The organism is Bacillus sp. JJ1533, from assembly GCF_036965045.1.
Lineage (GTDB): Bacteria > Bacillota > Bacilli > Bacillales > Bacillaceae_L > Ferdinandcohnia.
Genome location: NZ_JBALOV010000061.1, coordinates 1 through 26208 on the forward strand (window position 1 = coordinate 1; position 26208 = coordinate 26208).

General features: G+C 38.4%; 19 protein-coding genes and 1 pseudogene. 11 read left to right on the forward strand and 9 right to left on the reverse strand.

Going from position 1 to position 26208, the window contains the following annotated elements; genetic code table 11:
• Positions 1-41: 41 nt before the first annotated feature.
• The gene (locus V7138_RS24585; protein ID WP_335402574.1) at positions 42-1433 is read right to left on the reverse strand and encodes an alpha-amylase family glycosyl hydrolase; all 1392 of its coding nucleotides are present in this window, start codon (positions 1431-1433) and stop codon (positions 42-44) included.
• A 199-nt stretch (positions 1434-1632) separates the two neighbouring features.
• Between V7138_RS24585 and V7138_RS24590 the strand changes: the two genes are divergently transcribed.
• Together V7138_RS24590 and V7138_RS24595 are read left to right on the forward strand one after the other, a co-directional pair.
• Positions 1633-3027: an MATE family efflux transporter gene (locus V7138_RS24590; RefSeq protein WP_335402575.1), complete on the forward strand. Its 1395-nt coding sequence runs from the start codon at positions 1633-1635 to the stop codon at positions 3025-3027.
• A 174-nt stretch (positions 3028-3201) separates the two neighbouring features.
• Positions 3202-3765, forward strand: coding sequence for a DUF2777 domain-containing protein (locus V7138_RS24595; RefSeq protein WP_335402577.1), 564 nt, complete (start codon positions 3202-3204; stop codon positions 3763-3765).
• 38 nt (positions 3766-3803) lie between these two features.
• On the opposite strand, the gene V7138_RS24600 is transcribed toward V7138_RS24595, so the two are convergent.
• From V7138_RS24600 to V7138_RS24610, 3 genes are all read right to left on the reverse strand, one after another.
• On the reverse strand, positions 3804-5516 hold the full coding sequence (locus V7138_RS24600) for a putative bifunctional diguanylate cyclase/phosphodiesterase (RefSeq protein WP_335402579.1): 1713 nt from the start codon (positions 5514-5516) through the stop codon (positions 3804-3806).
• A gap of 114 nt (positions 5517-5630) precedes the next feature.
• Positions 5631-5999: a YisL family protein gene (locus tag V7138_RS24605; protein WP_335402581.1), complete on the reverse strand. Its 369-nt coding sequence runs from the start codon at positions 5997-5999 to the stop codon at positions 5631-5633.
• Positions 6000-6167: 168 nt separating this feature from the next.
• A complete protein-coding gene (locus V7138_RS24610; protein WP_335402582.1) occupies positions 6168-7073 on the reverse strand; it encodes a fumarylacetoacetate hydrolase family protein in 906 nt (301 codons plus the stop codon).
• 226 nt (positions 7074-7299) lie between these two features.
• On the opposite strand from V7138_RS24610, the gene V7138_RS24615 reads away from it, so the two are divergent.
• A complete protein-coding gene (locus V7138_RS24615) occupies positions 7300-7467 on the forward strand; it encodes an aspartyl-phosphate phosphatase Spo0E family protein (RefSeq protein ID WP_335402583.1) in 168 nt (55 codons plus the stop codon).
• Between the two features lie 38 nt (positions 7468-7505).
• Here V7138_RS24615 and V7138_RS24620 read toward each other — a convergent pair whose 3' ends face one another.
• A complete protein-coding gene (locus V7138_RS24620) occupies positions 7506-8681 on the reverse strand; it encodes a DUF418 domain-containing protein (protein WP_335402585.1) in 1176 nt (391 codons plus the stop codon).
• Positions 8682-8883: 202 nt separating this feature from the next.
• Between V7138_RS24620 and V7138_RS24625 the strand changes: the two genes are divergently transcribed.
• The 6 genes from V7138_RS24625 (at position 8884) to V7138_RS24650 (ending at position 10930) form a co-directional block, all read left to right on the forward strand.
• Complete coding sequence (locus V7138_RS24625) at positions 8884-9105, forward strand: spore germination protein (RefSeq protein ID WP_335402586.1); 222 nt, start codon at positions 8884-8886, stop codon at positions 9103-9105.
• 17 nt (positions 9106-9122) lie between these two features.
• Entirely contained in the window at positions 9123-9383 is a 261-nt protein-coding gene (locus V7138_RS24630; RefSeq protein ID WP_335402588.1) for a spore germination protein GerPB, read from the forward strand.
• Positions 9384-9454: 71 nt separating this feature from the next.
• Positions 9455-10087 carry a spore germination protein GerPC gene (gerPC, locus tag V7138_RS24635; RefSeq protein ID WP_335402589.1) on the forward strand — a complete coding sequence of 211 codons (633 nt, stop codon included), beginning with the start codon at positions 9455-9457 and terminating at the stop codon, positions 10085-10087.
• Positions 10084-10260, forward strand: coding sequence for a spore gernimation protein GerPD (locus V7138_RS24640; protein ID WP_335402591.1), 177 nt, complete (start codon positions 10084-10086; stop codon positions 10258-10260). Before gerPC ends, V7138_RS24640 begins: the two co-directional genes overlap by 4 nt.
• Before the next feature lie 6 nt (positions 10261-10266).
• Complete coding sequence (locus V7138_RS24645) at positions 10267-10647, forward strand: spore germination protein GerPE (protein WP_335402593.1); 381 nt, start codon at positions 10267-10269, stop codon at positions 10645-10647.
• Positions 10648-10711: 64 nt separating this feature from the next.
• Complete coding sequence (locus V7138_RS24650) at positions 10712-10930, forward strand: spore germination protein (RefSeq protein ID WP_335402595.1); 219 nt, start codon at positions 10712-10714, stop codon at positions 10928-10930.
• 35 nt (positions 10931-10965) lie between these two features.
• Here the strand turns inward: V7138_RS24650 and V7138_RS24655 are convergent, their stop codons facing one another.
• Together V7138_RS24655 and V7138_RS24660 are read right to left on the reverse strand one after the other, a co-directional pair.
• A complete protein-coding gene (locus V7138_RS24655) occupies positions 10966-14355 on the reverse strand; it encodes an AAA family ATPase (RefSeq protein WP_335402597.1) in 3390 nt (1129 codons plus the stop codon).
• On the reverse strand, positions 14352-15536 hold the full coding sequence (locus tag V7138_RS24660) for an exonuclease SbcCD subunit D (protein WP_335402598.1): 1185 nt from the start codon (positions 15534-15536) through the stop codon (positions 14352-14354). The genes V7138_RS24655 and V7138_RS24660 overlap by 4 nt, the downstream gene beginning before the upstream one ends.
• A 211-nt stretch (positions 15537-15747) precedes the next feature.
• Here V7138_RS24660 and V7138_RS24665 point away from each other — a divergent pair, with 211 nt between their 5' ends.
• The gene (locus V7138_RS24665) at positions 15748-15885 is read left to right on the forward strand and encodes a hypothetical protein (protein WP_335402600.1); all 138 of its coding nucleotides are present in this window, start codon (positions 15748-15750) and stop codon (positions 15883-15885) included.
• 83 nt (positions 15886-15968) lie between these two features.
• Here V7138_RS24665 and addA read toward each other — a convergent pair whose 3' ends face one another.
• Positions 15969-19730, reverse strand: a complete 3762-nt coding sequence (gene addA, locus V7138_RS24670; protein WP_335402602.1) for a helicase-exonuclease AddAB subunit AddA — start codon at positions 19728-19730, stop codon at positions 15969-15971.
• Complete coding sequence (gene addB / locus V7138_RS24675; RefSeq protein ID WP_335402604.1) at positions 19723-23211, reverse strand: helicase-exonuclease AddAB subunit AddB; 3489 nt, start codon at positions 23209-23211, stop codon at positions 19723-19725. The genes addA and addB overlap by 8 nt, the downstream gene beginning before the upstream one ends.
• Before the next feature lie 215 nt (positions 23212-23426).
• Between addB and V7138_RS24680 the strand changes: the two are divergent.
• Positions 23427-26081 (forward strand): annotated as a pseudogene (locus V7138_RS24680) (cation-translocating P-type ATPase).
• The last annotated feature ends 127 nt before the right edge of the window (positions 26082-26208 follow it).

Sequence of the window (26208 nt, forward strand, 5' to 3'; positions counted from 1 at the left end):
TTACAAAGGGTACACTTTATACATGGGATGATGCTTTCCTTTTACTCTGGTTTCGATTTACCATGTCGTTTTTTATTCAAATAAATGAATCCAATCATTAACACAGGTACAATAAATACGGCAAATAATAATGTATAATTAATTTTAGTCGTATCTCGAACGACAAACACTTCCGAAACATCACGATTTACAACAACATCAAATTTACTGTCCGTTGGACGAATAAGCTCCTCCGTAATAAGTCCAAATAATTCCTTATCGTCTCCAACCTCGTCAGTCGTTAAAGTAAAACTCTGTGTTTTCGTTGTATTATTTATTGCAACAAAAGCTGCTTCTCCTTCATATTCTCTTTTAAAAACAAGCAAACCTGCATCATTTTTGACTAATTCAATGGTTCCTTTTGTTAAAGCAGGTACACCTGACCTTATCTTCGCAAGCAATGTTATATAATCAACTAACTCTTTGTCTGTTCGAAAGTCCATTAAACCGAGGTTACCTGGTGACTCACTTCCATTTAACGCAATTTCTGTACCGTACAAAATAACAGGAATTCCGGGTGTTGTATACAAATACGTCAATGCTGTTTTAAGTCGTGGTGCCGGATGTTCATTAGCCTCTGTAGCTAAATAGGTGAATCGAACTGTATTTGTATTATCAAGGAATTTGAGCAAGGCATTCGGATTTTCAAATGCTTGGGCTTGTTCCCATGTTTTTTCGACATCTTTAAAGGCTTGGTCTGGAACACTAAAGCTTGTCATGCCTTCATAAGGGATTATGTTAAAAATCGAATCGAGTCCGGCTGCTTCAAGTTCCTGCAGTTTTTTATCCACCCCTACAGGTTGTCCCAGCAAAAGAAAATCTTCTTTTTCATCTTTTAGTTGCGTTGATAATGTCTCAATAAAATTTGCTGACACTCCATCAACAAGATCTAGTTTATAGCCATCGATATCTGCTTCTTGAACCCACTGTTTTGAAACTTCAATCAATTCATCATTTAACGTTTCATCATTTGAATGGACTCCAAGATCTAAAATGATTTTCATTCCTTTGTCATGCGCTTCTTTGACAAGCTGCTTTAAATCATCAGAAGTACCGTAATGTTCATTAATTGTACGTCTGTCTTTTACCACATACGGATAAAAGGTATCCGATTCATTTTCAAATATAGGTGATAATAAAATCGAAGTAAATCCCATATCCTTCACGTAATCAAGCCGACTAATGACGCCTTGGATGTCTCCCCCATGATAGGCTGTAGGATTTGAAAGGTCCACTTCTGAATCATTCGCACTTTCGGCATTATTAAAACGATCGACCACTATGTAATAAATGCTTTCTTCATCGATTGTTACATTATCAGCAGCCACCACAGGAATAGCTGAAAACAGTAACAACGGAATCAGCAAAGCTACAATATAAAACTTTTTCTTCATCATATAACTCCTACTCTCTTAGTACTATTAAATTTAAAGTAACCTTACCCCTACTTAAAAGTCAAATGATACAAGTGTATGTTCATATTTTGTACATATTTATAAGTCTAACAATATGACAAAAACATCATGGTTTTTTCTGTAAAAATGACTATTCTTTCTTTACACATTCTGTGATACACTAATATAGTTTTTCATAATGGATATAAAGGGAGTTGACAGCTTGGATACTTCTATCAATACAAAAAAATTAACATTGTTTGCGTTAACATGGCCAATCTTTATTGAATTGCTGTTACATATGTTAATGGGGAATGCAGATACGTTAATGCTGAGTATGTATTCCGATAATTCAGTTGCTGCAGTCGGAGTCTCTAACCAAATCCTCTCGTTAATTATTGTCATGTTTGGATTCATTGCTACCGGTACGTCCGTTTTAGTGGCTCAGCATTTTGGTGCTAATAATGAAAAAGGTGCAGCTGAGGTAGCAGTCATTTCCATTTTTGCTAACCTTGTATTTGGTCTAATTCTAAGTGTTATTGTTTTTATTTGGAGTAAAAAACTCCTGCTTTTAATGGATTTACCAGTTGAACTGTTAGATGAAGCGGATAGCTACCTTCGAATCGTCGGTGTATTCTCCTTTCTCCAAGCACTTATTATGACAATTGGAGCGGTTATCCGAAGCTATGGTTTTACTCGGGACACAATGTACGTCACCATTGGAATGAATATCCTAAACATCATCGGTAATTACATATTTATCTTTGGACCGTTTGGTTTACCAGTTCTTGGTGTAGAAGGGGTGGCGATTTCAACTTCTTTTAGTAGATTAGTAGGTCTAATTATCATCACCTACCTTTTAATAAAACGAGTAAATCATGGTCTTCCTATTAAAAGATTTTTTCGATTACCGAAAGAGCATCTTCAAAATCTACTTAAAATTGGTATACCATCTGCAGGAGAGCAACTTTCCTACAACTCCTCTCAGATGTTCATCACGTATTTTATTACCATTATGGGAACGCAGGCCCTTACGACAAAGGTGTATGCACAAAATTTAATGATGTTCATCTTCCTGTTTAGTGTGGCAATAAGTCAAGGAACACAGATTTTAGTTGGCCAAATGATAGGTGCTCGTCAAATCAATGATGCTTATAGGAGAGCCTTAAAAAGCTTAAAGCTTGCCATTCTAATTTCAGCAGCAATGGCCATTATTTTTTCATTCTTTAAGGAACCACTATTAGGTATTTTTACAGATAATCAAGACATCATTAAAACAGGTGGTGTCCTTATCCTTTTGACAATCATTCTTGAACCAGGCCGAGCTTTTAACCTTGTTCTTATCAATGCATTACGGGCAGCTGGTGATGTAAAATTGCCGGTTTACATGGGAATCCTTTCGATGTGGGGAATATGTGTGCCGATTGCTTATCTGCTTGGGGTTCACTTTGAGCTCGGTTTAGTTGGAGTTTGGATTTCTTTTATTGTAGATGAATGGGTTCGTGGACTTGTCATGCTTTGGAGATGGCGTTCCCGGGCATGGGAGAAAAAGTCATTTGTTGCCCCAGTTGAAAATACAAACATAACAGCCTGAAAAAGTTCAGGCTGTTTTTGCGCTTTTTGTAGAAGGTATCCTCAAAAATTGTAACATCCAGAAATCTTCATGAGAATTTACCAAAAAGTCCTAGTTATAATTTCCTCTACTTTTGTCTAAAAAAGAGGATACAAACTACTTTCAAATAATTCAGCTATGGATGGAGGATTTATTTTGGATCTACAACAACGTCTCTGCAGCATAAATGAACAAAAGCGCTCTTTTATTACAGGTAAAACAGAATGCATTAATGATCAATGGATCTTCTTCGATGCTGAAACTGACGAGGCATCAATGCTTGAAGAAATGATTGGCAAGGAAGTAGAAGTTTTTACTATAAATAAATGGGAAAAAGGAATTTTTGTAGAGGATGGCTTAATCCAGATGAATAATTATTACTATAAGCTGGATAATGGAGATTGTCTTCGCTTCCGCAAAAAGTTCACATTGGCCTATAAGGAATGGCTGGAATCTTTTTCGGAAGATCAATTTATTCGATTTACGTCCACTTTGAATAAACTTTCGTTTTCATTATATGATTGTTTACATTGCCACAATCAATTATTGTACCAAGAAGAATTTGGAGAAACTGAAGGTGTCAATTTTATAATGTTTGATAATACTGAAATGCTTTTATCAGTTCACCATCATTTTTCGCGAGGAAAACTAAAGAAGGATCGCTTTGAATTTACATTAGCAAATGGCAAGAGAGCCATTTTATCCACATTATGCAAATAAATTGGAGGCTGTTTCACTCATGAACAGCCCCCTTATTTTTAAAGGGCTTTAAGCTTTGCCAAGCCTTTTTCAAACTCTTCACTTTTCATTGGACGATCAATATAGAAGCCTTGAGCATAATGGCATTCGAGTTCCTTTAGTAATGCAATTTGCTCATCGGTTTCGACACCTTCAGCAACCACCTTCACTGCAAGTCCATGCCCCATCGTAATAATGGCCTTTACGATCGCGATATCAGTCGTATTAACCTTGAGATTATTAATAAAGGACCGGTCAATTTTTAAAGTATTGATTGGCAAATCCTTTAGATAACTTAGTGATGAATAGCCGGTACCAAAGTCATCGATGGATACCTTAACGCCAAGTTTTTGGAGTTCCTTCATAACAATGACACTATGGTTAATGTTTCTTAGCATCACGCCCTCAGTAAGCTCAAGTGTTAAATATTGCGGAGGAAGTCCTGTTTCTAACAAAACCTCCTTCACCACGTTAATAAAGCTGATTTGCTGGAATTGGTCTGCTGATACATTAACGGAAATTGTTAAATAATCATAGCCCATATCATGCCATTTTTTATTCTCTTGGCAAGCCTCTTTTAAGACCCATCTACCAATCTCTTGGATGAGCCCCGTTTCCTCTGCAAGAGGGATAAATTCACCAGGTGATACAAGTCCAAGCTTGGGATGCTCCCATCTTATTAGTGCCTCACTACCATAGACTTCGCCAGACGCTAAATCAATTAGCGGTTGAAAGCATAAATGAAATTCATTCTTTTCAAGCGCTTTTCGTAAATAGCCTTCGAGCTCAAGCTTATACAAGACTTGCTGATTCATCTCTTTCGAGTAGAACTTCATTTTGTTGCCGCCCTGCTGTTTTGCAAGGTTCATCGCCGTATCAGCATGTTTAAATAATAACTCAGTCGTGATCCCATCGTTTGGATAAAAACTAACTCCTACACTTCCAGTTAAAAAAAATTCACGAGCTTCATACATAATTGGTTTAGCGATATCATGCAAAAGTGTTTGACCTAGGTCAACAATCTTTTCCACATCTACTTCCTCGGTTATTAGAATCGTAAACTTATCACCACTAAATCTTGCTAGGAAACTCTTTTTAGGAAGCAGTCCTTGAATCCGTTTTGCGAGTTGCTTAAGAATAATATCTCCCGCATAATGCCCAACTGTATCATTAATCATTTTAAAACGGTCAAGATCAATAAATAGAACAGCAAATTTACTTTGTTTTTTTTTCTTTGAAAATCGCTGGACAAAATTTTCTACTTGATTTGTGAAATGCAAGCGATTCGGTAAGCCGGTCTCTGCATCATAATAGGCTAAGCAAGATATCTTTTCCTCAGCTTTTTTTTCATAATAGGTTTCAATATCATGTAAGGATTTATGTATCGAGTCGGATAATGCCAAAAATACCTGTCGTTCATCCTTTTCAGAAAGTGATAAAATACTAGTCATTTGTCTTTCTTCAGAAAAAACGGTGCAAGTAATCATTCTATTTTCTGTTGAATTTGATTTAGTTTTAGTTTCATCAATCGGCATGAACATGATTACCGCATGTGGCACTAGTTCCTTCGTTTTTGTAACGATATCTTGATTGAATTGTTCATCTGTAAACCGCGTGAAAATTTGTAGTAGTACATGTTTTTCAGAAGTAAGCTCGTGTTGCTCTACAAATTTATCCATGTCATTTAAATCTTCACAAACTAGGCTATAGGTTCTCAATACGAGTTTCACCACTCTTTTTTCTCTCATGAAGTAAGTATCTATTCATAAAGATATCATAGTTTTTTGTCGAAAAACACAGAAAAAAGAGAAAAAGCCACCATAAATAGTGGCTTTTTCACAAAACTTTTAGAATCTCCAAAGACCTAATGGAAGTTTCATTCCTAATCCGATAGTTAAAACTAACACAACAATAAACAATCCCCAGAATAATCCAGTTGATTTTTGTTTACTGGAACGTGCTAAAATCATTTCCATGAATCCAATTGTTAATACACCCAGGATCGCTTTACCTATGTATTCACCATCAATTACTACTCCACCAAATAATAGTAGTAAACCTGTAGCTAAAATGAATAAATAAAATAAACGTAAAATCATTTTAACAATTTTTTGAGATTTTTCTTTTCCGGCCCTATTCAGGATTGTTGCTGCTATAACAAATAGAATAATAGCAACTACCCAAGAAGTAATATGTGCATGAGTATTGACTGACATGTACTACTTCCTCCTTTTTCTTTTTCATTCATGGATTATCATAGCATGTTTAAGATGTAAATAAAAAGGTACAATTGGTCCTTTTTCACTGTTGATATAGTAAATATGTCGTTTTTGTGACGTACTGACCTTTAGTGTCTAGCTCCTGTCCCCTTGTACATTTCTTTTTTACTCCTCAATTTTATTTCGTAATGTTCCAAGCCCATCTATTGTTATTTCAATAAGGTCACCAGCTTTTAGAAAGCGTGGTGGATTAAAGCCTTTTCCTACCCCTGCTGGTGTACCAGTTGCAATAATATCACCAGGCTCCAATGTCATTCCTTGTGAAATGACTGAAATAATTTTTTCAATCGGGAAGATAAACTGGCTTGTGTTCCCTGCCTGTCGCACTTCTCCATTTACTTTTGTGGTTACAGATAATTGACTTGGATTTGGGATCAATGATTTATGTGCAAGCATTGGCCCCATTGGACATGTTGTATCTAAGCTTTTTCCAAGGAAAAATTGCTTATGTCTTGATTGTAGATCACGAGCTGTAATATCGTTGATGATCGTATATCCAAACACATACTCCATTGCTTCACTTTCTTGAATACCGCGTCCTTCTTTACCAATTACCACTGCTAATTCCCCTTCGTAATCCAGTTGCTCAGTTATATTACGATGATTCAGCACGACTTCATCAGGACCCACAACTGTTGTTGGTGCCTTTGTGAACATCATGACATGCTCGGGGATATCCTTAGCACTTCCCATTTCAATCGCATGGTCCGCATAATTTTTACCCACACATAAAATATTTTTACTTGGTCTTGGGATGGGCGCCTTTATTGTTAGATCCTCAATCGGAAACACTCCGTCTGCATCAGGATGTGTTAATGCCCACATTTTAAGATGATCGACCTTCTCTAAAAATGGCTTCCCTTGAGAAATAGCCTCAGTCATTGTTTCTGGAATGATCGATGACCCATCCATTTGCATTTCGATCGCTTTTAGATCGAGTACTTGATCAAGTGTTTCGTTTACTAACCCGATAAATTGTTTTCCATTCTTTTCAGCCGTAACAAATCTCATTATCATCACCTCTTATATCTCTACCGTAATAAATTCTATTTTTAATGTTATTTTTCCTGCTTGGATACTTTGTAGAACTTTGTATTATTTTGTAACTTTTTAAGAGGTTTTAGCGAACCTGTTTTATTCTTTGTAAAGGCAGGTATAATAATAGTACAAGTCTTGTATATACTACTTTAGTCTAATGGTTCTTAGAGAAAATGTACAAAAAAATGGAGAAATGAAAATGTTCATGTTGAAAATTGCAATTGAATTAAAGCGCCGTAAAATGACAACTTTAGCGGATCAGCACGGCTTTACTGCTTGGGAGACAGTAAAGTGCAGTCAAGAATTAGACCAGTTATTGAATATTTATCAAAAGACCAAAGAGAAAAAATTGAAAATGGTAAACTAAAAAAGACTATTCGCTTTATTCGCGAATAGCCTTTTTTCTTATATGACCCTTTGGGCATAGGTTAATGTTCTCCAAACCCATTCAAATGGTCCAAATCTGAATTTTTTCAGCCATAAATAGCTTAATATAACTTGGACAATAAAAATCACAATCGTGAGAATGAATCCTGTATATAACTCCACTTTTCCATATAACCCAAAACCATATCCATAAAACAACAGCGTACAAATAAATGATTGGAACAAATAATTACTTAAGGAAAGGCGCCCAACAAACGTGAATGGTGTGAGCAACTTCTTCCAAATTGGCCGTCTCATTAACAGAACAATCGATGTTGCATATAAAATAGCAGTACCTGGACCACCTATTGAATCCTGTAAATAATCGGTCGCAACATTTTTCGATGTATAGTAAGGAAGTAACTTCATAGGGACCCCAATCACTAACGAAATCAGCCAAAGGATCTTTACTTTCTTAATATCCTCATCACGACCTTCAAACCACTTTTTCTTTGCAATAAATGCACCAAGAAGAAACATTGGAAGTAAAGTAATGAGTAATACAAAAATGCTACTGACATTATTTACATAATACCAATCTTGGAATCTCTGCATGGTAATTTCCCAGAACCCGCCTGTAGCATAAATCTCTGCAGTTTTTTGAGCGAGCTGCTCATTGAACATAATGTCACTTACCCCTGGCTCGAACATGATAGCTAAAAACATCATTCCACCAAGAAATAGATTAGGCACAAAGATGAGCACTAATGCCCAAATGAGTAACGTAATTGGTTTAGCCTTATGAAAAAATAGAAAAATTGCCCCGACAATCGCATAGGTAATTAAGATATCTCCATGCCACACAAAGAATGCATGTAAGCATCCAAACAATAAAAGCACAATTAATCTTCTTGTCATTAATGGATAAAATGAATAACCCTTAGCTACTGCCCTTTCCTTAAACAGAACCATACCAAATCCGAAAAGAAACGAAAACAGGGTATAAAAGCTAGCTTGGGCAAAAATGTCCACAATACTATTTGTCCATTGATTAAGTTCACCACTCCACCAGTCTTTAGGGTTTAAATACAGAATCGGCGAAAAAAACGAAGGCGTATTCACAAAGAAAATACCGAATATCGCTAGCCCCCTAATCACATCAATGGAATGAATTCGTTCCGCCCCCATTACTGGGCTTAATTGTTGATTACTCATTCGTACAACTCCTTAACATTTCCTTATTCGATTATAAGAGAAGCCTTTCAAAATCTCTAGAAAAATATTACTAAACCCTTATCCCATCATCATCTCAATCACATTTTCTGGGTGTTTATCATAGAATATCGTAATCACATCTACATGTAGCAACTTCCTATTTCGTATTTTTTTATTTTGATATTTAAAAGGGTGTTTTAATATGCCAGCAATTGTTGGAGCAATAAAAGTAAATAGCATCGGGAATAGCAGTGTCATGAATGTAGGGGATGTATTTCAAATCGCTCCTGTTTCTACTGCCAAAACATTCGCTGGAGCTGGCTCATTTAATACCGGGAATGGAAATCGTGTCTATAATAATCAGAGTGTAACGAACTCATATGATGTAGATACAATTGATAGTGTCGTTGTCGGAAACGCCTAAGGGGGGAGTATACGCAAATGAATTTTTATATAAATCAAAGTATTTGTATACAAACATTAAGAGTCGGGAGTGTTGCAAACTCATCTGTCCTACAAATTGGAAGTGCTGGAGTTATTCGACCTTCTGCTCATCTTTATAATACAGGTGGATTTACCAAACCAGCTCCAGAAATTACAACGAAAGCAACAAATCTGTTAGAATCACCTGCAGTTCCTTTAGCCGGTACAGGTGGTGCAGCAGCAGTAGCCCCTGTAATTGGTGCAACGGGAGTAAGATAATGGGCATTCACCCATTCCACCCTAACTGAATAGTGTAAACCATAACAGAGTTTTTAGAAAGGGTGAATGCTTTGTATCCTTATTATGATTGTACGACGAATTTCTCATATATACAGAATCTTTATCAGTATATTCAGCAACAAAACCTGCGGATAAACCAATTAGAGCAATCCCTTAAAGAAATTCAAACACAAATGGCCGAATTAAAGAAGCAGCCTGCTACAACGATAGAGCGGATAGAGTATAAGTTTGACCAACTAAAGGTTGAGACTTTGGAAGGTACATTAAACATTGGTTTAAATCCAATGAATGGAGAACCAATAGAGGACTTTTCCGTAGGTCAAGGAAAAATGAATATACCAGATGTTCGACATGTTCATAAAGGATTACTTGACGAGATTCAAGATAATATAGATGAATATTTATCAAATGAAGGTCCGGAACTTATTGAAGGAATTGCGAAACAGGAAAGAACAGCTCTAGATGAGGGGCACTCAGGCTTCATTATTGATGATATCCAGAAACAAATCCCTGATCGTATCCTTCATTATCTAAATCAAAATCATACGGAATTACAAAATCCCTCAAATGAAATGCAAGTGTTCCAAAATATAATTAACCATATTAAAAATGATATAAAAAGTTCAATTACTACCTATATTAAGCATCTGCCTAAATCCACGACAAAGGGGAATGAACCGTGAACTTTACAGTAGTTAACAAAGAAATTCAAGTTGGACATATTGATATTGTTGGTGTTTCGACATCATCTGTTTTTATTGTTGGAGATGCCCAGACCATTTCTATGGCCTCTGCATTTGACACTCCACCCGAATCTTTAATCATTGGACCATTTGTTCCACTTGCTACACGGTGATTAAAAATGAAAAGGATATCTGTTGTTGATTTCATTAAAATAAATGCTGTTCTATTTAGTAGCATTATCGAGGTTGGCGACACAAGAAGAATTGCTCCTGTATCGCAAGCACTTGCTGTTCAAAAAGAAGTCCCATTATTTTTTTCGAATGAAGGAAATTTTTCTGCATTTCCTTTTTTTGAAAGGGAGCTACCCAAAGTAACAATTGATGAAGAAATAAGGATGGATACCTTTCATCAAAATCCCGTTATTAAGGTAAATGCCATAAGAATTCAAGCTATCTCTACCTCGTCCGTACTCCAAATTGGCTCTACCAGAGAGATCGAGACACAAGCAAAAGTTAAACATATTCGAAAATTATTAGGTAACCGGAACACTGAAAGATAGTTCACGAATTTCTTATTTTCACATAAAGTAATAGCATGAAAATGCATATTAAAGGATGACGCATATGCCAGCAATTGTAGGACCCATAAAAATAGTGAATGTCGGTGGCGGAGTTGTTAATTTTGGAGACTCCTTCTATGTTTCACCAAAGGATACGGCGAAGACTTACTCCGGGTCAGGCTCATTTAATACTGGAGATTTTATTTGTACAAATAATGGATTAAACTCTACAAATACAAATGACGAAGATTTCGCGGATCAACTCATGAAAGCTAATGCATAGAAAAAAGGCCTATTGATGGCCTTTTTCCTATGTCCCTATAAAGTTTCTAATCTCACAAGTGTACCTCTACCTGATGGTTCCGCAGGTTCAACAATTAAGCGTTTAGGCAATCTTGCCCTTAATTCTTGGACGTGGCTAATCACCCCTACTGCTAATTGTTTTGAATGTAATTTTTCTAGTGCTGACACAACCGTATCTAGCAGGTCAGCATCTAATGTGCCGAATCCTTCGTCTAAGAAGAAGAATTGTAGCGGGTATTCACCCCTTAACTGGATTTGAGCTGACAGTGAAAGAGCCAATGCCAATGATGTTAAGAAGGTCTCGCCACCAGAAAGTGTAGTGACCGGACGTCTCACTCCACCATTTGCATCATCCCTCATAATAAATCCGCCCTGTGAATCTACTTCTACCGCATAGCGTTGTCTTGTTAAAATTCCTAGCCGTTCTGTTGCTTCAAGACTTACCTGTACAAGTTGTTCTTCTGCAATAAACTCAACAAAGCTATTTCCTTTAAAAACGGATTGAAGCTTGTTATATTGTTCTACTAATTTTTCAAGTTTATTACGGCGGTCTTCAAGCTCGTTGAATCGCTCATGTTTGTCTACTAATACTTGAAGGGCCTTAAAGGCTGCCCCCTTCGATTCAACAGCCTGATTAAGCATTTCTTTCATTTCCATCCGAACTTTTTGAATTTCATCCCATTTTTCTTTTGTAAGTTCTTCACCTTTTAGTAAGTCATTCATTTTTTGTAAATCCGTTTGGATTTGCTTGAAGTGATCCCAATATCGCTCAATTTGTGAACGAAGCTCCGCTTGTTGTTGGTTTGATAAAATTGATTCCTTCACATCGGAAACTTCTAAAAAGCTTGTTGTTCCAAGAACCTCAGCCCATTTTGCCGATGCTTTTTCGCTTCGAATTGTCCCATCCTGTAATGCTTGCAAAGCAGCATGGGTTTCGTTTTCAAGTTTTTGACATTCCATTTGGACCTTTTGCCATGCTTCGTAAGCCAAATTTTCCGTTTGCTCAAGCTGGGTTATCGTTTGTTCAGTTTCAACGATTAATTGATCGATGTGACTGCTACCTATTTCTTTTGCAAGTTTTTCACGTGCCTCAGTCAAGGCTTCGAGTTTACCTTTTAAAGTGGAACTGATTTCAATTATTTGACGATCAAGCCCATTGCTTTCATTTTGATACTTTTGCTTTTCTTGTTCCTTTTGTTCAAGCATTATTGTGCATTGTTCAATTTCTGCAGATAAACTTTGTGCCAATTTATCGTTTTTTGAAATGTCATCTAGCCTTGCTTCAACTGTTTCGAAATCAAGCTGTGGAAAGGACTTCTTCCATTCCAAGTACTGTTCCTTTGTTTTTTCTTGTAAATTTGTGACACGAGCCTGAAGCTCATTAAAGGATTTTGTATTCATTTCCTTCGTCTGCTCAAGCTGGTTTACCTGTTTTAATGCTGCACGAATATCTTGAATTGCTTTTCGTCCGGTTTCTTGGAGCTTTAAATAATCTTGCTGCACAGATTTATGTTCAACTATAAGGGATTGAAGCGTTCCTGCTACATCTTCAAGCTCATCCTCACGAACAAGCTTATTGGCTTGGACAGGGGAATTCATTTCACCAGGGTACTCCCCAACAAGTCCTCCCGAAATTTGCTCGAGCTTGAGTTTTAGTGTTGTAAATTCCTGCTTAATATTTCTTATGGTTGTAATATCATTAGACAGTTTTTCGATTTGGGCAACCATTTCATCTCCATGATCCTCATGAATGGATACAGGGTTCGGGTGATGGTTTGAACCACAAACCGGGCATGCTTCTCCAGCTCGAAGCTGGCCAGCAAGCTGAATGGCAAGATTCTTCTTTCTGTTTTCTTCTAGTGCTTGCTTTAACTTAGAAAGTTTAACTTCTGCAAAACCAATGAGCTTTTCGCTTTCTCTTTCACGATCACAAACATTTTCATATGTGGATGCATTTTTCAAGAAGATTGCTTCCACTCTTTGCTTTGCCTGGTCAAGCAGTGCATTTTGTGAATCTAGCATTTTCTCTAAATGTTCGAGCTGCCCCTGACTTTTTTCTAGCTCTATTTTTTGTTCGTTCAGATTTGCCTTCGAAAACATGATCGTCTGCTTTTGTTGATTGGCTTTCTGTAGCTCGGTACGTAGTTCTGCTGGAACAGATAAACGGGCAAGCTTTTCTCTTCGTTCTTTTTGTTTTTCAGTATCTACCGTAATTGATGCGGTAATTGTTTCGATTTGGTTTTGTTTTTCACGTAATACGAATTTCATGCTGTTTAACTGCTCCTGAAGCTCATTTGCTTCCCGTTCAACAACATGTGCTTTTTCCTGAACTGATTTAGCATCTGTCAGCTGTTGTTTTTTTGTTAAATATATTGGTAGTTTCTCCGTTTTTTCCTGCCTTGCCTGACGGTAATCATTTGTCTTTGCTTCATTTTCTCGTTTTTTGGTTGCTAACTGATCTTGTAAGCTTTGATAACGGCTGGTTGCTTTTTCTAGCGCCTCCTTAGAAGACTCATATTCTTCTAAATATGGCAAGATTCGAGTAGCTGTTTCTGCATTCTTCACTTTTCGCTCAAGCTGAAGGATATGTGGCTTCTGCTGTTCAATATCAATAAACTTTTGAGTTAACTCACTTTTTTCCAACTGCCATTGCCATATACTTTTACTTTTTTCAAAATCAGCATCTACTTTATTGACTTCATTTTGGCGTTTTTCAAGAAGTATTTCTGTGTCTTTTAGCTCCTGCTCTGCTACTTTGATTGCTTCTGTTGATGCATCTCCAAGTCCTGCTTGTTCAGCAGCAACTTCGTTTAACTCATTTTTTGCTGTTGTTAATTTATTTTTTAATTTTTTATTAAGCTTGTCCCCATATTGTTCGAGATTAAAGAGGCGCTGAAGCATTTGTCTACGGTCAACACCCTTAAGTGATAAAAACTCAGCAAACTTACCTTGTGGTAATACGACTGCTCTAGTAAAGTCATCAATTGTTAAGCCTAATAAATCCTGTACAAATTGATTGACCTCACCGATTTTATCAGCAAGAACCACTGATTCCTCTCCAACTTCTATGATTCGGCTTATTGAGGACTTTACCTTTAAATCATCCTGCCGTTTAAAATTGCGCTCAATCATATATCGCTTTGTTCCTTTAGCATTTTCAAGCTCAAATGTAAATGAAACATGAAGCTGGTTTTCAGCATGATTCAAAATTCCGTGCGTATTATTGGATGCGCGCTCAACTTTCCCGTAAAGGGCTAGTGTCATCGCATCGAGAATCGAGGATTTACCACTTCCTGTCGGTCCAAAAATCCCAAAAACTCCCCCTTCACAAAGGGAACCAAAATCAACCGTTTGTTTTTCGCGGAAGCTATGAAGCCCCGCTACTGTTAATGTGATAGGTTTCAAGCTTCGTCACCATCCTCGTCTACATCATCAGTTATCAACTCTAAAAATAATTTCGTAAGCTCCGGCTCTGGTTTCGCCCCGCCTGTTTGTTTTTCATAAAAGCGGACAAAAAGCTCATCAATTGGGGTATTTGTATTCACGGTCCGTTCTGCTTGTTCGTTTTCAAGTTCTTCGAAAACAGGACGAATATGAATAATGCCGCTATGATGCTTTCGTAATCGATGTATCTCTTCAATCGAAAGTGCGTTTGTTACATATATTTCAAGATCAATCCATGCATTTGCATCCTTACCTTCATCAAGCCAAGCGTAGACTTGAGCTAAGCCTTCTTTTGCTTTCCATCTTACAAGCGGCTTTCCACTTGATAAAAACAGTTCTGACATTTCAATTGGCTGACTAGGTTTCGCATCTAAAATCGTTACAGATTTTGCGTAACCTGCCTCAGAAAAGCTGTAGGCTAATGGTGAACCTGAATAGCGAGCCATCGTTTTTGCTCTTGATACCATTTGTGGTCGGTGTAAATGCCCTAATGCAACATATTGTGCTGCTTCCGGAAGGCTTGTAGCGGCAACGGTATAGGCACCACCAACTTCAATTGGACGCTCGGAATCTGTAGAACTTCCGCCCGTTACATAAATATGGCTCATCGCTATATTTATAGATTCGGGTGTAAAGGTCTTACTCATTTCTGCAAAGATTCCTTGAATACGCTGATCGTATTTATCACGAAGCATCAATTCTTCATGAGAATCTGATAATACTTCGGCTAAACGTGACTCAGATGGATATGGCAAAGCTGCTAGTTTAAGAGTTTCATTTGTTGTTGGAACATAGATTGTTTGCACATCTATTGTTGGTAAGCCAAGTAATTGAATTCCTTGCTTTTGTGCAAGTGGTGCGGCTGCTGACAGCCGGTCTGGGTTATCGTGGTTTCCAGCAATAATCGAAACTGGCCTTTTGCCTCCGTTTGATAAACGGGCAATGCTTTCATAGAATAATTGTTCAGCAACAGCTGGTGGATTCACTGTATCAAATGCATCTCCAGCCATTAAGACAACATCTATCTTTTCTTCTTCGACGATTTTCACAAGCTCGTCCAAGAATTGTGCTTGTTCTTTTAATCTACTTCTTCCCTCAAGGGATCGGCCTAAATGCCAATCCGCGGTGTGAAGAATTCTCATCTGAAAGTCCCCTTCCTTAAACCGAAATCTAGTACTATTATTTTAACATAGGAGGATGTCAGAGAATAAAAGAGTTAGCTGGAAATGAAGAATAAAAGCGCAAGCGCCTTGAAGGGGAACATCGACTAACTACTGCCACGTCCTGTGGCAAACGTCGATGTCAGCACTTCCTGTGCAAGTCCGACAAGCATAAGAAAAGATGGCGAGAAGGATGTACGTTATCCTTCTTGACAGATTGGCTTATGACCTCGAGCTGCTCAAAGCAAAACTTTTCGCAAGATACTCATCGAAGCCAATTCAAGGAGAAAACTGGTTAGGCGCTGGAGCTGGAGCTGGACTTCACCCATAATAAGTTATCTAAAATGATAAATTTTAAAATTTCCTAGACCACGAAAAAAGTACTGCTCTAAAAAATGAGCAGTACTCCCCTATTTACACGTCTAACAAATGGCCACCATCGAAAAAGTATAGATATCTTTCATTTAGTGGTTTACGCCAAATATGTTCAATTGCCTTACTGTATAATTCTAGTTGAACGCGATAGCGGTCTTCTAGTTCAGGTTTTGCCTCTTCAAAGTTTCTAAATTTACCAGTAATCGCGTCTGTTTTATAGTCAATTAAGACAATTCCTTTTTCATCCTCAAAGATACAGTCGATGACCCCTTGAATAAGGACATTTTCTTGTTGTGCATCAGACCAGTCCGCATAGGCCTTAGCTGCAGGAATTGCAACACTAAACGGAATCTCTCGTCTTACACTTTCGGCTGCTAACATCCGCTGGGCAATCCCTGATTTAAAAAATCCAAGAATACTCTGTATATCAATAACATCCGCTTGCTCAATTGTTAATAATTCATGATGAACCATTTTTTGAATCTGCTCACGAAGCAACTCTTCATTGATTGGTTCACTTAATTCCACATGCTGCATCACCATATGCATAGCTGTCCCACGTTCTGCCGGTGTTAATGATTTTTGCTGCATGAATCTTGGTCGATCCGCACTTGCAGCTCGGAATCGAGGTAGTAATGCTACATCACTAAGTTCATCCATACTCTCTCGCTGTCTTTTTATCTCTGAGACAGACTGTTTTGAACGCTTATTTGCTGCAGATTTAAAAGGATATTGCCATGTTAATTGATGTTCGATCCGCTCAGCTGCATCACTACTAACCGGAATTGGTCTTCCTTCCTTTAGTGCAGCCTCTATTTGTTCATGTTTGCTCTCTTCTCCAAGTTCAATTTTTTGCAACTCTACCGCAGGGATTGTTCGAATGACCCATTTTGCTGGATGGTTCACAATGTCTGTTGGAAGTTGACCCATTGATTCTTCTCCACGAAGCAACTCAGCATCCTTATGTCTAACTAAACCAGGGCCAATCCAATCCAAATAGTTCTTTGCGCCCGCTCTAGTATGGTCTGCAATCAACCATTCTTTATTTTGCAGTGTGGCCTGCCATTTTCCAAGCTGTTTTTCTAAATCCTTGACAGTTCCTACCAAGTACAGCTTTTCCTTTGCTCTTGTGAGAGCAACATATAGAACACGCATTTCTTCTGAAATTAGTTCAAGATGCATCTTTTTCTTAATCGCGAGCATTGGAAGAGTTGGATACGTAACCCGAAGCGTTGGATTCACATATTTCGTTCCAAATCCAAGCTCTTTATCTAATAAATAGCTTTTATTTAAATCCATCATATTAAATTGCTTTGAAAGTCCACCTACAAACACAACAGGGAACTCAAGTCCCTTACTTTTATGAATCGTCATAAGGCGAACAACATCCTCTTGTTCCCCAAGTGCTCTTGCAGTACCCAGATCATCGCCACGATCTTGCATCCGCTCAATGAAACGCAAGAAACGGAATAATCCTCTAAAGGAAGTCGCTTCATATTGCCGAGCACGGTCATATAAAGCTCGAAGATTTGCTTGACGTTGTTTTCCTCCGGGCATGCCTCCAACAAAATCATAAAAATAAGTTTCACGGTACAATTGCCAAATTAAATCTGAAAGAGAACCTGTTCTCGCTCTCGTACGCCAGGTTTCTAGTTTATGAAAAAAGTGGGTTACCTTTTCGTAAGTCTCATCATCTGAAGATGCTTCCTCAAGGTATACCTTTAACGCCTCATAGTATGGACTGTTCTTTTCATAGGTTCGAATTTTCGCCAATTCGTCTGCTTCGAGTCCAACAATCGGAGAACGTAAAACCGATGCAAGTGGAATATCTTGATATGGATTATCAATCACCTTTAATAAGGACATCATGATGGCGACTTCTGTTGCATCAAAATAGCCTGTAGAAAGATCCGCATAAATTGGTATTCCTTGTTGTTTAAACTCCTCCATAATTTGCGGAGCCCATGGCATGGAACGCATCAGGATGACAATATCACGATACGTAATACTTCTCATCCGATTTTCTCTACGATCAAACACTTGGAACCCGGAAGAGATCATGTCCTTGATTTGCTTTGCCATCGCACGAGCCTCAAGCTGAGCCGTCTCTAATTCTGCCTCATCAAAAAGTACCATGCTCTCCTCATCCTCAGAAGATTCTTCAGGTTCATAGCTTTCGGCCCCTTGACCATTTTTATCAATTAAGACTAATTCTGCAGCCATTTGATCACTTTCGGGATAATCAGCTCCAAGCTTTAATTCCGCATCATCGTCATATTCAATCTCACCAACAGCTTCCCCCATGATTTGTTTGAACAGATAATTCGTTCCATCCAAGACTTCTGCACGGCTGCGGAAGTTCTTCGATAAATCAATTCTTAATCCTGTATTTTCGCCTGATTGGGTAAACCGTCTGTATTTACTCAAAAATAACATAGGTTCCGCAAGTCGGAAGCGGTAAATCGACTGTTTCACATCCCCTACCATGAACATATTCCCGGTCGCTTCTCCATCTTTTGTTACAAGCTTTAAAATGGATTCCTGTACCATATTAGTATCCTGGTACTCATCAACAAAAGCTTCTTCAAACTGAAGCCGGTACTCAAGAGCCGCTTCAGACGGAACAAGTTCGTCCGATGATGTTCCTCCTTGACGAAGAATTTCAAGACAATAATGCTCTAAATCTGAAAAGTCGACGAGCCCTTTTTCCTCTTTTACCTTCTGAAATCTCTCGCCAAATTCCATCACAAGCTGAACGAGCATTTCAATCGAAGGCTGCATTTCTTTAATATTGTCTAAATAGCTTTCAGGTGGTCGACTGAATAAGTCTTCCCTTATTTTTTCAACAAGCTTTTTCGAGTCATCTCTTAATTTTGTAACCTGATCCTTCAGATTTTCATCATACTCATCACCCTTAACAGGCTTGGCTCTTCCAAATACAAGAGTTTGCATTTCATGGTAGAGTGCTGTCCATGAGTGATTCTTTGCATGTATGAGGCGATGAATTTGTTCCAGGTCTGCTTCAATATTTTCTGCTCGAGGTGCTGGTCCTCCAGGCAGTCGAATCAAATCCATGGCATGCTCCAAATTGGCTTTTGCACCCTCAAGCTGAAGCGAAATATCGGCTAACAAATATGGAATATATGGTGTTTGATCTAGTGTCTGATCATCTACACGGTAATCGTCCGCAATCTGTTTAAGCCATTCATTAGGTGTTGGATGGGCCCGTGAAAATTCATATAATTTCCGAATCATATTTTGTAATTCAACGTCAGTTCTATCATTTGTAAAGCGGTCAACTAAATCAAAGAATTTCGTGTTTTCTAGATTGCTGTAATGCTCCTCAAAAAGTTCTTCAATGACCTCATCACGTAAAAGCTCTGCCTCAGTTGAATCAGCTATTCGAAATCCTGGGTCAATATCAATTAAATAATAAAATTTCCGAATGACTTCCAAACAGAACGAGTGGATAGTTGAGATCGAGGCACGATTGAGCAAGCTAAGCTGTCTTCTCACATGTAAAGATGCAGGATCTTCCTTTAAAGCTTTTTCCAATGCTTCTCCAATTCGATTGCGCATTTCAGCTGCTGATGCATTTGTAAACGTCACAACAAGTAAACGGTCAACATCAACCGGATGTTCACTCGACAAAATTTTACGGATAATCCTCTCAACAAGTACTGCTGTTTTTCCTGAACCGGCCGCTGCTGCCACTAAAATATCCTGACCACTTGCCACAATGGCTTTCCATTGATCATCCGTCCACTGACTTCCTTCTGGTTTTGGTATGAGATTAGTCATGAATTTTCACACCTCCATTCCGAATTTTCTCAAGGATGACGTCCTTACTTTCATATGGCAGTACGCGATAGTTATTGTCTTCTAAGCTTTGGTCAAACTGACAAACTGACTTAAACGGACAAAACGTACATGGTGTTTTATCCTTTAGCTTATATGGGGCAATATCAATTTCACCATTTGTAATCCGATTTCCCGTGTTTTTAAAGACGCCACGTACATGATTACGTAGATAACCAAGTTCCTCTTCACTCGCTACCTGTGAGTTCGAATAAAAGCTTCCATCCTTCTTAATTGCTGCAGAGACTATTTGAGAATACCCTGTTCCAAGGGACTGGTCCATTAAACGGACAGACTCCTCGTCACCTAATAAGAGTCCTTTCATTTTAAATCTCTTAAAGATCTCCTCTTCAATTTTATCCTCAGACAGTACCTTATTTGAGTGAATTAATGGATCATGGATATGGAAATATAGAACACCTGCTGGTTTTGCAGTCGTTCCAATCCAATCCTTGGAATGTGTGATAATGACATCTAAATACGTTAACATTTGCAGTGCGAGCCCATAGTATACCTCTGAAAGATTGAGCGCTTTTTGACTTGATTTATAGTCGATGACTCGTAACAGTACGCCTTTTGAGCTTTCTGCTTTATCAACGCGGTCAATTCGACCAACAAGTTCCATTGTGCTGCCATTGTCCAAATTAAACCGTATGGGTGGCAGTGGTCCCTTTTTACCAAAGCCAAGCTCAATCCCTACCGGTGCAAAGCCACTTGCTTTCGCATGATCACTTAAAATCTTGGATGCACGGCTAATAATTTTCTGTAACTTATGCATGATGTAGTGGTAGCGATTTGAACTCAATAAGATTTCCTTCTGTAAGCGCGGCGCTAACTCTTCGACCGCTTGAGCAGCAAGCTTGTCACACTGTTCTTTTGTGAGGTCACGCCAGTCGATTCCATTTATTCTTAGGGAGTCTGCAATTTTTTTAAGGGCCGCATGGAATAGATCGCCGATGTCTGGAGATTCCAAACGGAATATTTTGCGCTCCTTTAACTGAAGCCCATAGCTTGCAAAGTGTGAGAATGCACAGCCCTGGAACACTTCCATTCTTGAGACACTACCTTGGATATGGTCTCCATATAGGCTTTCCGTAATTTTTTTTGAAAGCTTTTTCGGCTTGTTTTTATAAAATAAACTGCTTAATACAAGCTGACTTTTGAATTTCATTTCATCGTGGTTGGCGAAATAATTATAGACATCCCACCATAAATCCTGAATCGGATACTGCTTCTTCCAGGCCTGCAATTGAGTTGCCAAAGAAGATAGGGCAACATTAGGATTGACGATATATTCCAGCTGCTCGTTCGCTGAGAGCTCTGATGGCTCATTCATATAAAATTTTTCTTCTATATTTGGAAAAACATCCTTTAGGCGCTTTATAATCGGTGATGGGAGCAAGGATTTACCTTCTTCATTTGCCAACGGATAGCTAATATACAAAGCTTCTTGCGGACTTGTTAGCGCACAATAAATAAGGAAATTTTCATCTAATAATGTTTCTCTGCTTCCTGGTGCTAATTGTAAGCCTGCATCACCTAAGGCTTCACGGTCTGACTCTGAAAATACCCCTTCTTCATTTGGGCGGGCAGGCAAGACTCCATCATTCGCTCCGATAATAAAAGTACATTTGATGTTTGAAAGGCGAGAACGCTCCAGGCTTGCCACAAGGACCTGGTCAATTGCAGGTGGCACAAGTGCAAATCTCATGCTTTCCAAACCTGTTTCTATCATATTGCTGAACATGGTTAGCGATACTTTTTCTTCACCGATGATTTCTACATATTGATCAAGTAGCTCTAATACAGCATTCCACACTTGGTCGTTTTCCCTTGCTTCAGAAAGTTTCCCTGCAATTTCCGCATTAAGCTTCAACTCTTCCATTTTTGCAGGGATTTCAAGATCCTCTAAATAAAGAAATAGCGCCTCACACATGGCTCTGCCATTCTTCGCTTTTTGAAGACGTTTCCCGAGGGATAGTAATGGCTCCACAATCATGGCACGAAGTTCGTTAAGCATAACCTCATATTCACGTTCTTTATCTGTTTGTGGTAGGTCTGAATCCTCTAAGCCCCTTATGCGCTTATATTTCCAACGTTCACCATTTGTCCATTTATAGCCTTGAATGCCGTATTCAAGCACATAATTTTCGAGCTTGTCCATATTCTCACGGAGTGTGGAGATCTCTTCACCAAATGGATATAGGAGATCTGTTTTTACACAGCGAAAGACGGACTCGTAGCGCCAATTACTGTTTACAACCTCGAGACTTGATCGTATTAGCTCTATTAGAGGATGATTTAACATCGAACGTTTTTGGTCAATGAAAAATGGAATTTGATAATCCTGAAAAATGGTTTCAATGATTTCGTGATATTCACCAGCATTACGAATCATAATTGCGATATCACGGTAGCGATAGTGATGATTTCGCGCTAGTTTTTGAATTTCACGCGCAATCCCCTCAATTTCAGCACGTCGATTCACCGCTTGGCTTAATGTAATTGAAGTTGGGCCTCGATATGGAACAGTTGGTCGTTCATCAAAATATTTTTCTAAATGGGCTAACGAAGGTTCTGCGTAATAACGATACTGGTTCGTTAACAAAAGCGGCTCCTCAACCTTAATCCCATTTTCATTCGCATACTGAATAATAGATTGATAGGTTTTTCCAGTCATCCGGAAAAGACTTAAATCATGTGGTGGAACATCGTATGCTTTATCTGCCGTTAAAGCGATTGTAACTTGTTTAGAAACTTTCAAGAGCTGACCTAATACTTCAAGCTCCTGTGGGGTGAAGCTATGAAAGCCATCAATTAATATTTCAGCCTCTTTTATATAAGTAGATTGAGGAATTTTCTCCGCTAAAAGGCGTAAATAATCCTCGGAATCAACATATTTCTCAAATAGATGTTTTTCTAATTCATCATATAAAAGCTGCAGGTCATGTAATTTATCAGAAAGCACTTTATTTTCATGTGCAATGGTTTGTTTTTGTTCTTCTAGAATTTCAGGCGTGACACAGTATCGTTTAAACTCTGCAACCATTTCTTCCATTTGGGTAATGAATCCATTTTTATTAGCAGCACGTGAAAAAACCTTAAGATCCTGCTTTTTGGAATCAATAATTTTGCGAAGAAGCATATTCACTCCGACATTATCGACATGATAGCGACTCATCCCCCCTGTCTCCTGCAGAACGCGCCATGCTAAACGAGTAAAACTAAATACTTGAGCTCGCATCATTCCGCCAATACCAGGGGTACTGATTAAATCATATTCAGATTGAAAGGTCATCTGATCGGGAACTAAATACACAATCGGAGAACCAGTTGGGTCGTCAAGAAGCTTTGACCGAATATCTTGAAGGCATGTGTATGACTTTCCAGTGCCCGCACGTCCCAATATAAATTGTAGAGACATATTATTGTTACCTCCTAAAGAGAGTAAAATTCGTTTCATTCTTATCTTCTCATTGTATCAAAAATTTTGTCGAACAGGTGAATCGGTTCCTATCCATATTCTAGAAATGTCGAAGAAAGCTCACAAACTTTTATTTTTAGGATGATATAATTTTTGTAAGGTACTTCCAATATATTTGAAAGAGAAAACTTTTTTGGGGAAAGAAGCTGATATACATGACTCAATGGTATAAGAAATCGATTTCGGAAGTAGAAACAGAGCTTTCCACCGATTTTGAAAAAGGTCTAACGGAAAGGGATGCGACGGAACGCCTTCAAAAGTTTGGCGCAAACACCTTTGAAGATCATAAAAAAGCATCTATTTTGAAAATGTTTTGGGATCAGATTAATAGCATGTTAATCTACATACTTATTGCTGCAGCAGTCATTTCAGCCATTGTTGGCGAAATCACAGATGCTGCAATCATTTTTATTGTTATCCTTCTTAATGCTGTAATAGGAGTTGTTCAGGAATCAAAGGCTGAAAAAGCATTGGAAGAATTAAAAAAGATGTCCACTCCAAAAGCCGTTGTAAAAAGGAATGGAAACGTTCGGGAAATTCCATCTGAGAAAATTGTCCCGGGAGATATCATCATTTTAGACGCTGGGCGCTACGTCCCTACTGATTTACGCCTTGTGGAAACAGCTAATCTACAAATTGAAGAATCTGCGTTAACAGGTGAGTCTGTTCCTGTTGAAAAAGATGCATCTTCAATAACGACTCAAGAGGCTTCAATTGGTGATCAACGGAATATGGCTTTTATGACAACTCTTTCAACCTATGGAAGAGGAATTGGTGTTGTTGTAGATACCGGAATGGATACGGAAATTGGAAAGATTGCTAGAATGCTTGGACAGCAGCATAAAGAAATTACCCCTCTTCAAAAGAAACTAGATGAACTCGGTAAATTTCTAGGAATAGGAGCCATAATCGTTTCAATTGTCATCTTTTTCATTGGTTTCTTTCAAGGCAGGGAACCATTAGACATGTTCCTTATTGCTGTTAGTTTGGCGGTTGCTGCAATTCCAGAAGGTCTACTTGCCATTGTAACGATTGTGCTCGCCATGGTTGTTGGGCGGATGATAAAGCATCATGCAATTGTCCGCAAGCTCCCTGCTGTGGAAACCCTGGGTGCAGTAAGTGTGATTTGCTCGGATAAAACCGGAACGCTTACGCAAAACAAAATGACAGTTACCACGGTTTTTATGGATGAGCGTTTTCAGGAGTTAGGAGACATTCCTCCAGATTTTGCACAAAGCCATCCATTTTTCATGGGATTACATTATGTAATGATGCTCAAGTCTCTCGTGATCAAAGTACGGGGGATCCAACTGAAATCGCCCTTGTTCAGGCAGGGTTGGACTGTGGCTTGCAGAAAGAGACGCTTGAAAAAACGTTTAAGCGAATTTTCGAACTTCCATTTGACTCTGATCGAAAAATGATGACAACTGCTCACAAGGATGATAGCAACATTATTTCGTTTACGAAAGGTGCTTTAGAAAGCATTTTACCAAGGGTAACAGCTATTTATCGGAATGGAAATATTATTCCATTCACCCTCCAAGAGGAGAATAAAATTCAGGAAGAATGTCTGACAAAGCCCTGCGCGTTCTAGCTGTTGCTATGAAAAAAGTACCAGAAAACGAAAGTCTCGATAGCAGCTTAGAATCAGAGCTTATTTTCCTTGGTCTAATCGGGATGATTGACCCGCCTCGTGAGGAAGTCAAAGCATCGATTGCCTATTGTAAAGACGCAGGAATTAAGACGGATATGATTACTGGTGACCATCAAAAGACAGCATTAGCCATTGCAGCTGAACTAGGGATAGCTAGTAATGCGGCACAAACGATGACTTGGCCAGGAACTAGATATTCTCAGTGATTTGGAGCTTCAAGAAAAAGTTAAAAATATTACCGTATTTGCACGGGTTTCTCCCGAGCATAAGGTGCGTATTGTAAAAGCATTAAAGGATAACGGACATATCGTCTCCATGACAGGTGACGGTGTGAATGATGCTCCGTCACTAAAACAGGCAGACGTCGGGGTAGCGATGGGGATCACAGGTACGGATGTGGCAAAAGGAGCTGCCGATATTATCCTTACCGATGATAATTTCGCCACGATCGTATCCGCTGTGGAACATGGTAGAAATATTTATCAAAATATCAAAAAATCTATTTTATTTTTACTTTCTTGTAATCTAGGAGAAATTACTGCTTTGTTCATTGGTATTTTACTCGGCTTACCAGCTCCACTGACAGCCGTCCAAATTCTTTGGGTGAACCTCATTACAGATACTCTTCCCGCTATTGCATTAGGGATGGATCCTGATGATCCTGATGTGATGAAGGAAAAACCGCGAGATCCAAAGGAAAGTATATTTTCAAAGGGAAATGGTAGATTTGCTGTATTAAATGGTTTGCTTATTGGTTTCATTACCTTGTTTGCATTTGTAGAAGGGTTACGTTTCTATTCTGGAGCGAGTTCTATCTTTTCAATAGAATATGGCAACATTACATCTGATGCACTCATTCACGCGCAAACCATGGCTTTTATCACATTAAGTATTTCGCAATTGTTCCACTCCCTCAACCTTAGGAGTAGAAAAAAATCTATTTTTAAGGTTGGACTGTTCACAAACAAATACTTAATTGCCGCAATTTGTGTAGGTATTGCCATTCAAGTCGGGCTTCTACATTCCGTTTTTCAACAATGTGTTTGGCATTCATTTTCTTACCTTTAATGATTGGATTCTTATTCTGGGTCTATCCATTTTACCGGTTATTGCGAATGAATTTTCGAAGGTGTGGAAACGAATATTTACTAATTAATCTTTTAAACAACACTTGATTTCCAAACTTTGCTCGGATGCTTACTTGCAATATTTGTCCTTAATATCAGTTTGACTCTAAAATTAAAACTAAAAGGGTATAGCTAAACTAAAGTGTACCCTTTGTA

Coding starts and splice junctions, on each gene's coding strand:
- V7138_RS24585 (WP_335402574.1), bottom strand. CDS start 1,433: ATGAAGAAAAAGTTTTATATTGTAGCTTTGCTGATTCCGTTGTTACTG.
- V7138_RS24590 (WP_335402575.1), top strand. CDS start 1,633: ATGGATATAAAGGGAGTTGACAGCTTGGATACTTCTATCAATACAAAA.
- V7138_RS24605 (WP_335402581.1), bottom strand. CDS start 5,999: ATGTCAGTCAATACTCATGCACATATTACTTCTTGGGTAGTTGCTATT.
- V7138_RS24610 (WP_335402582.1), bottom strand. CDS start 7,073: ATGAGATTTGTTACGGCTGAAAAGAATGGAAAACAATTTATCGGGTTA.
- V7138_RS24615 (WP_335402583.1), top strand. CDS start 7,300: ATGTTCATGTTGAAAATTGCAATTGAATTAAAGCGCCGTAAAATGACA.
- V7138_RS24620 (WP_335402585.1), bottom strand. CDS start 8,681: ATGAGTAATCAACAATTAAGCCCAGTAATGGGGGCGGAACGAATTCAT.
- V7138_RS24625 (WP_335402586.1), top strand. CDS start 8,884: ATGCCAGCAATTGTTGGAGCAATAAAAGTAAATAGCATCGGGAATAGC.
- V7138_RS24630 (WP_335402588.1), top strand. CDS start 9,123: ATGAATTTTTATATAAATCAAAGTATTTGTATACAAACATTAAGAGTC.
- V7138_RS24645 (WP_335402593.1), top strand. CDS start 10,267: ATGAAAAGGATATCTGTTGTTGATTTCATTAAAATAAATGCTGTTCTA.
- V7138_RS24650 (WP_335402595.1), top strand. CDS start 10,712: ATGCCAGCAATTGTAGGACCCATAAAAATAGTGAATGTCGGTGGCGGA.
- V7138_RS24660 (WP_335402598.1), bottom strand. CDS start 15,536: ATGAGAATTCTTCACACCGCGGATTGGCATTTAGGCCGATCCCTTGAG.
- V7138_RS24665 (WP_335402600.1), top strand. CDS start 15,748: ATGTACGTTATCCTTCTTGACAGATTGGCTTATGACCTCGAGCTGCTC.
- addA (WP_335402602.1), bottom strand. CDS start 19,730: ATGACTAATCTCATACCAAAACCAGAAGGAAGTCAGTGGACGGATGAT.
- addB (WP_335402604.1), bottom strand. CDS start 23,211: ATGTCTCTACAATTTATATTGGGACGTGCGGGCACTGGAAAGTCATAC.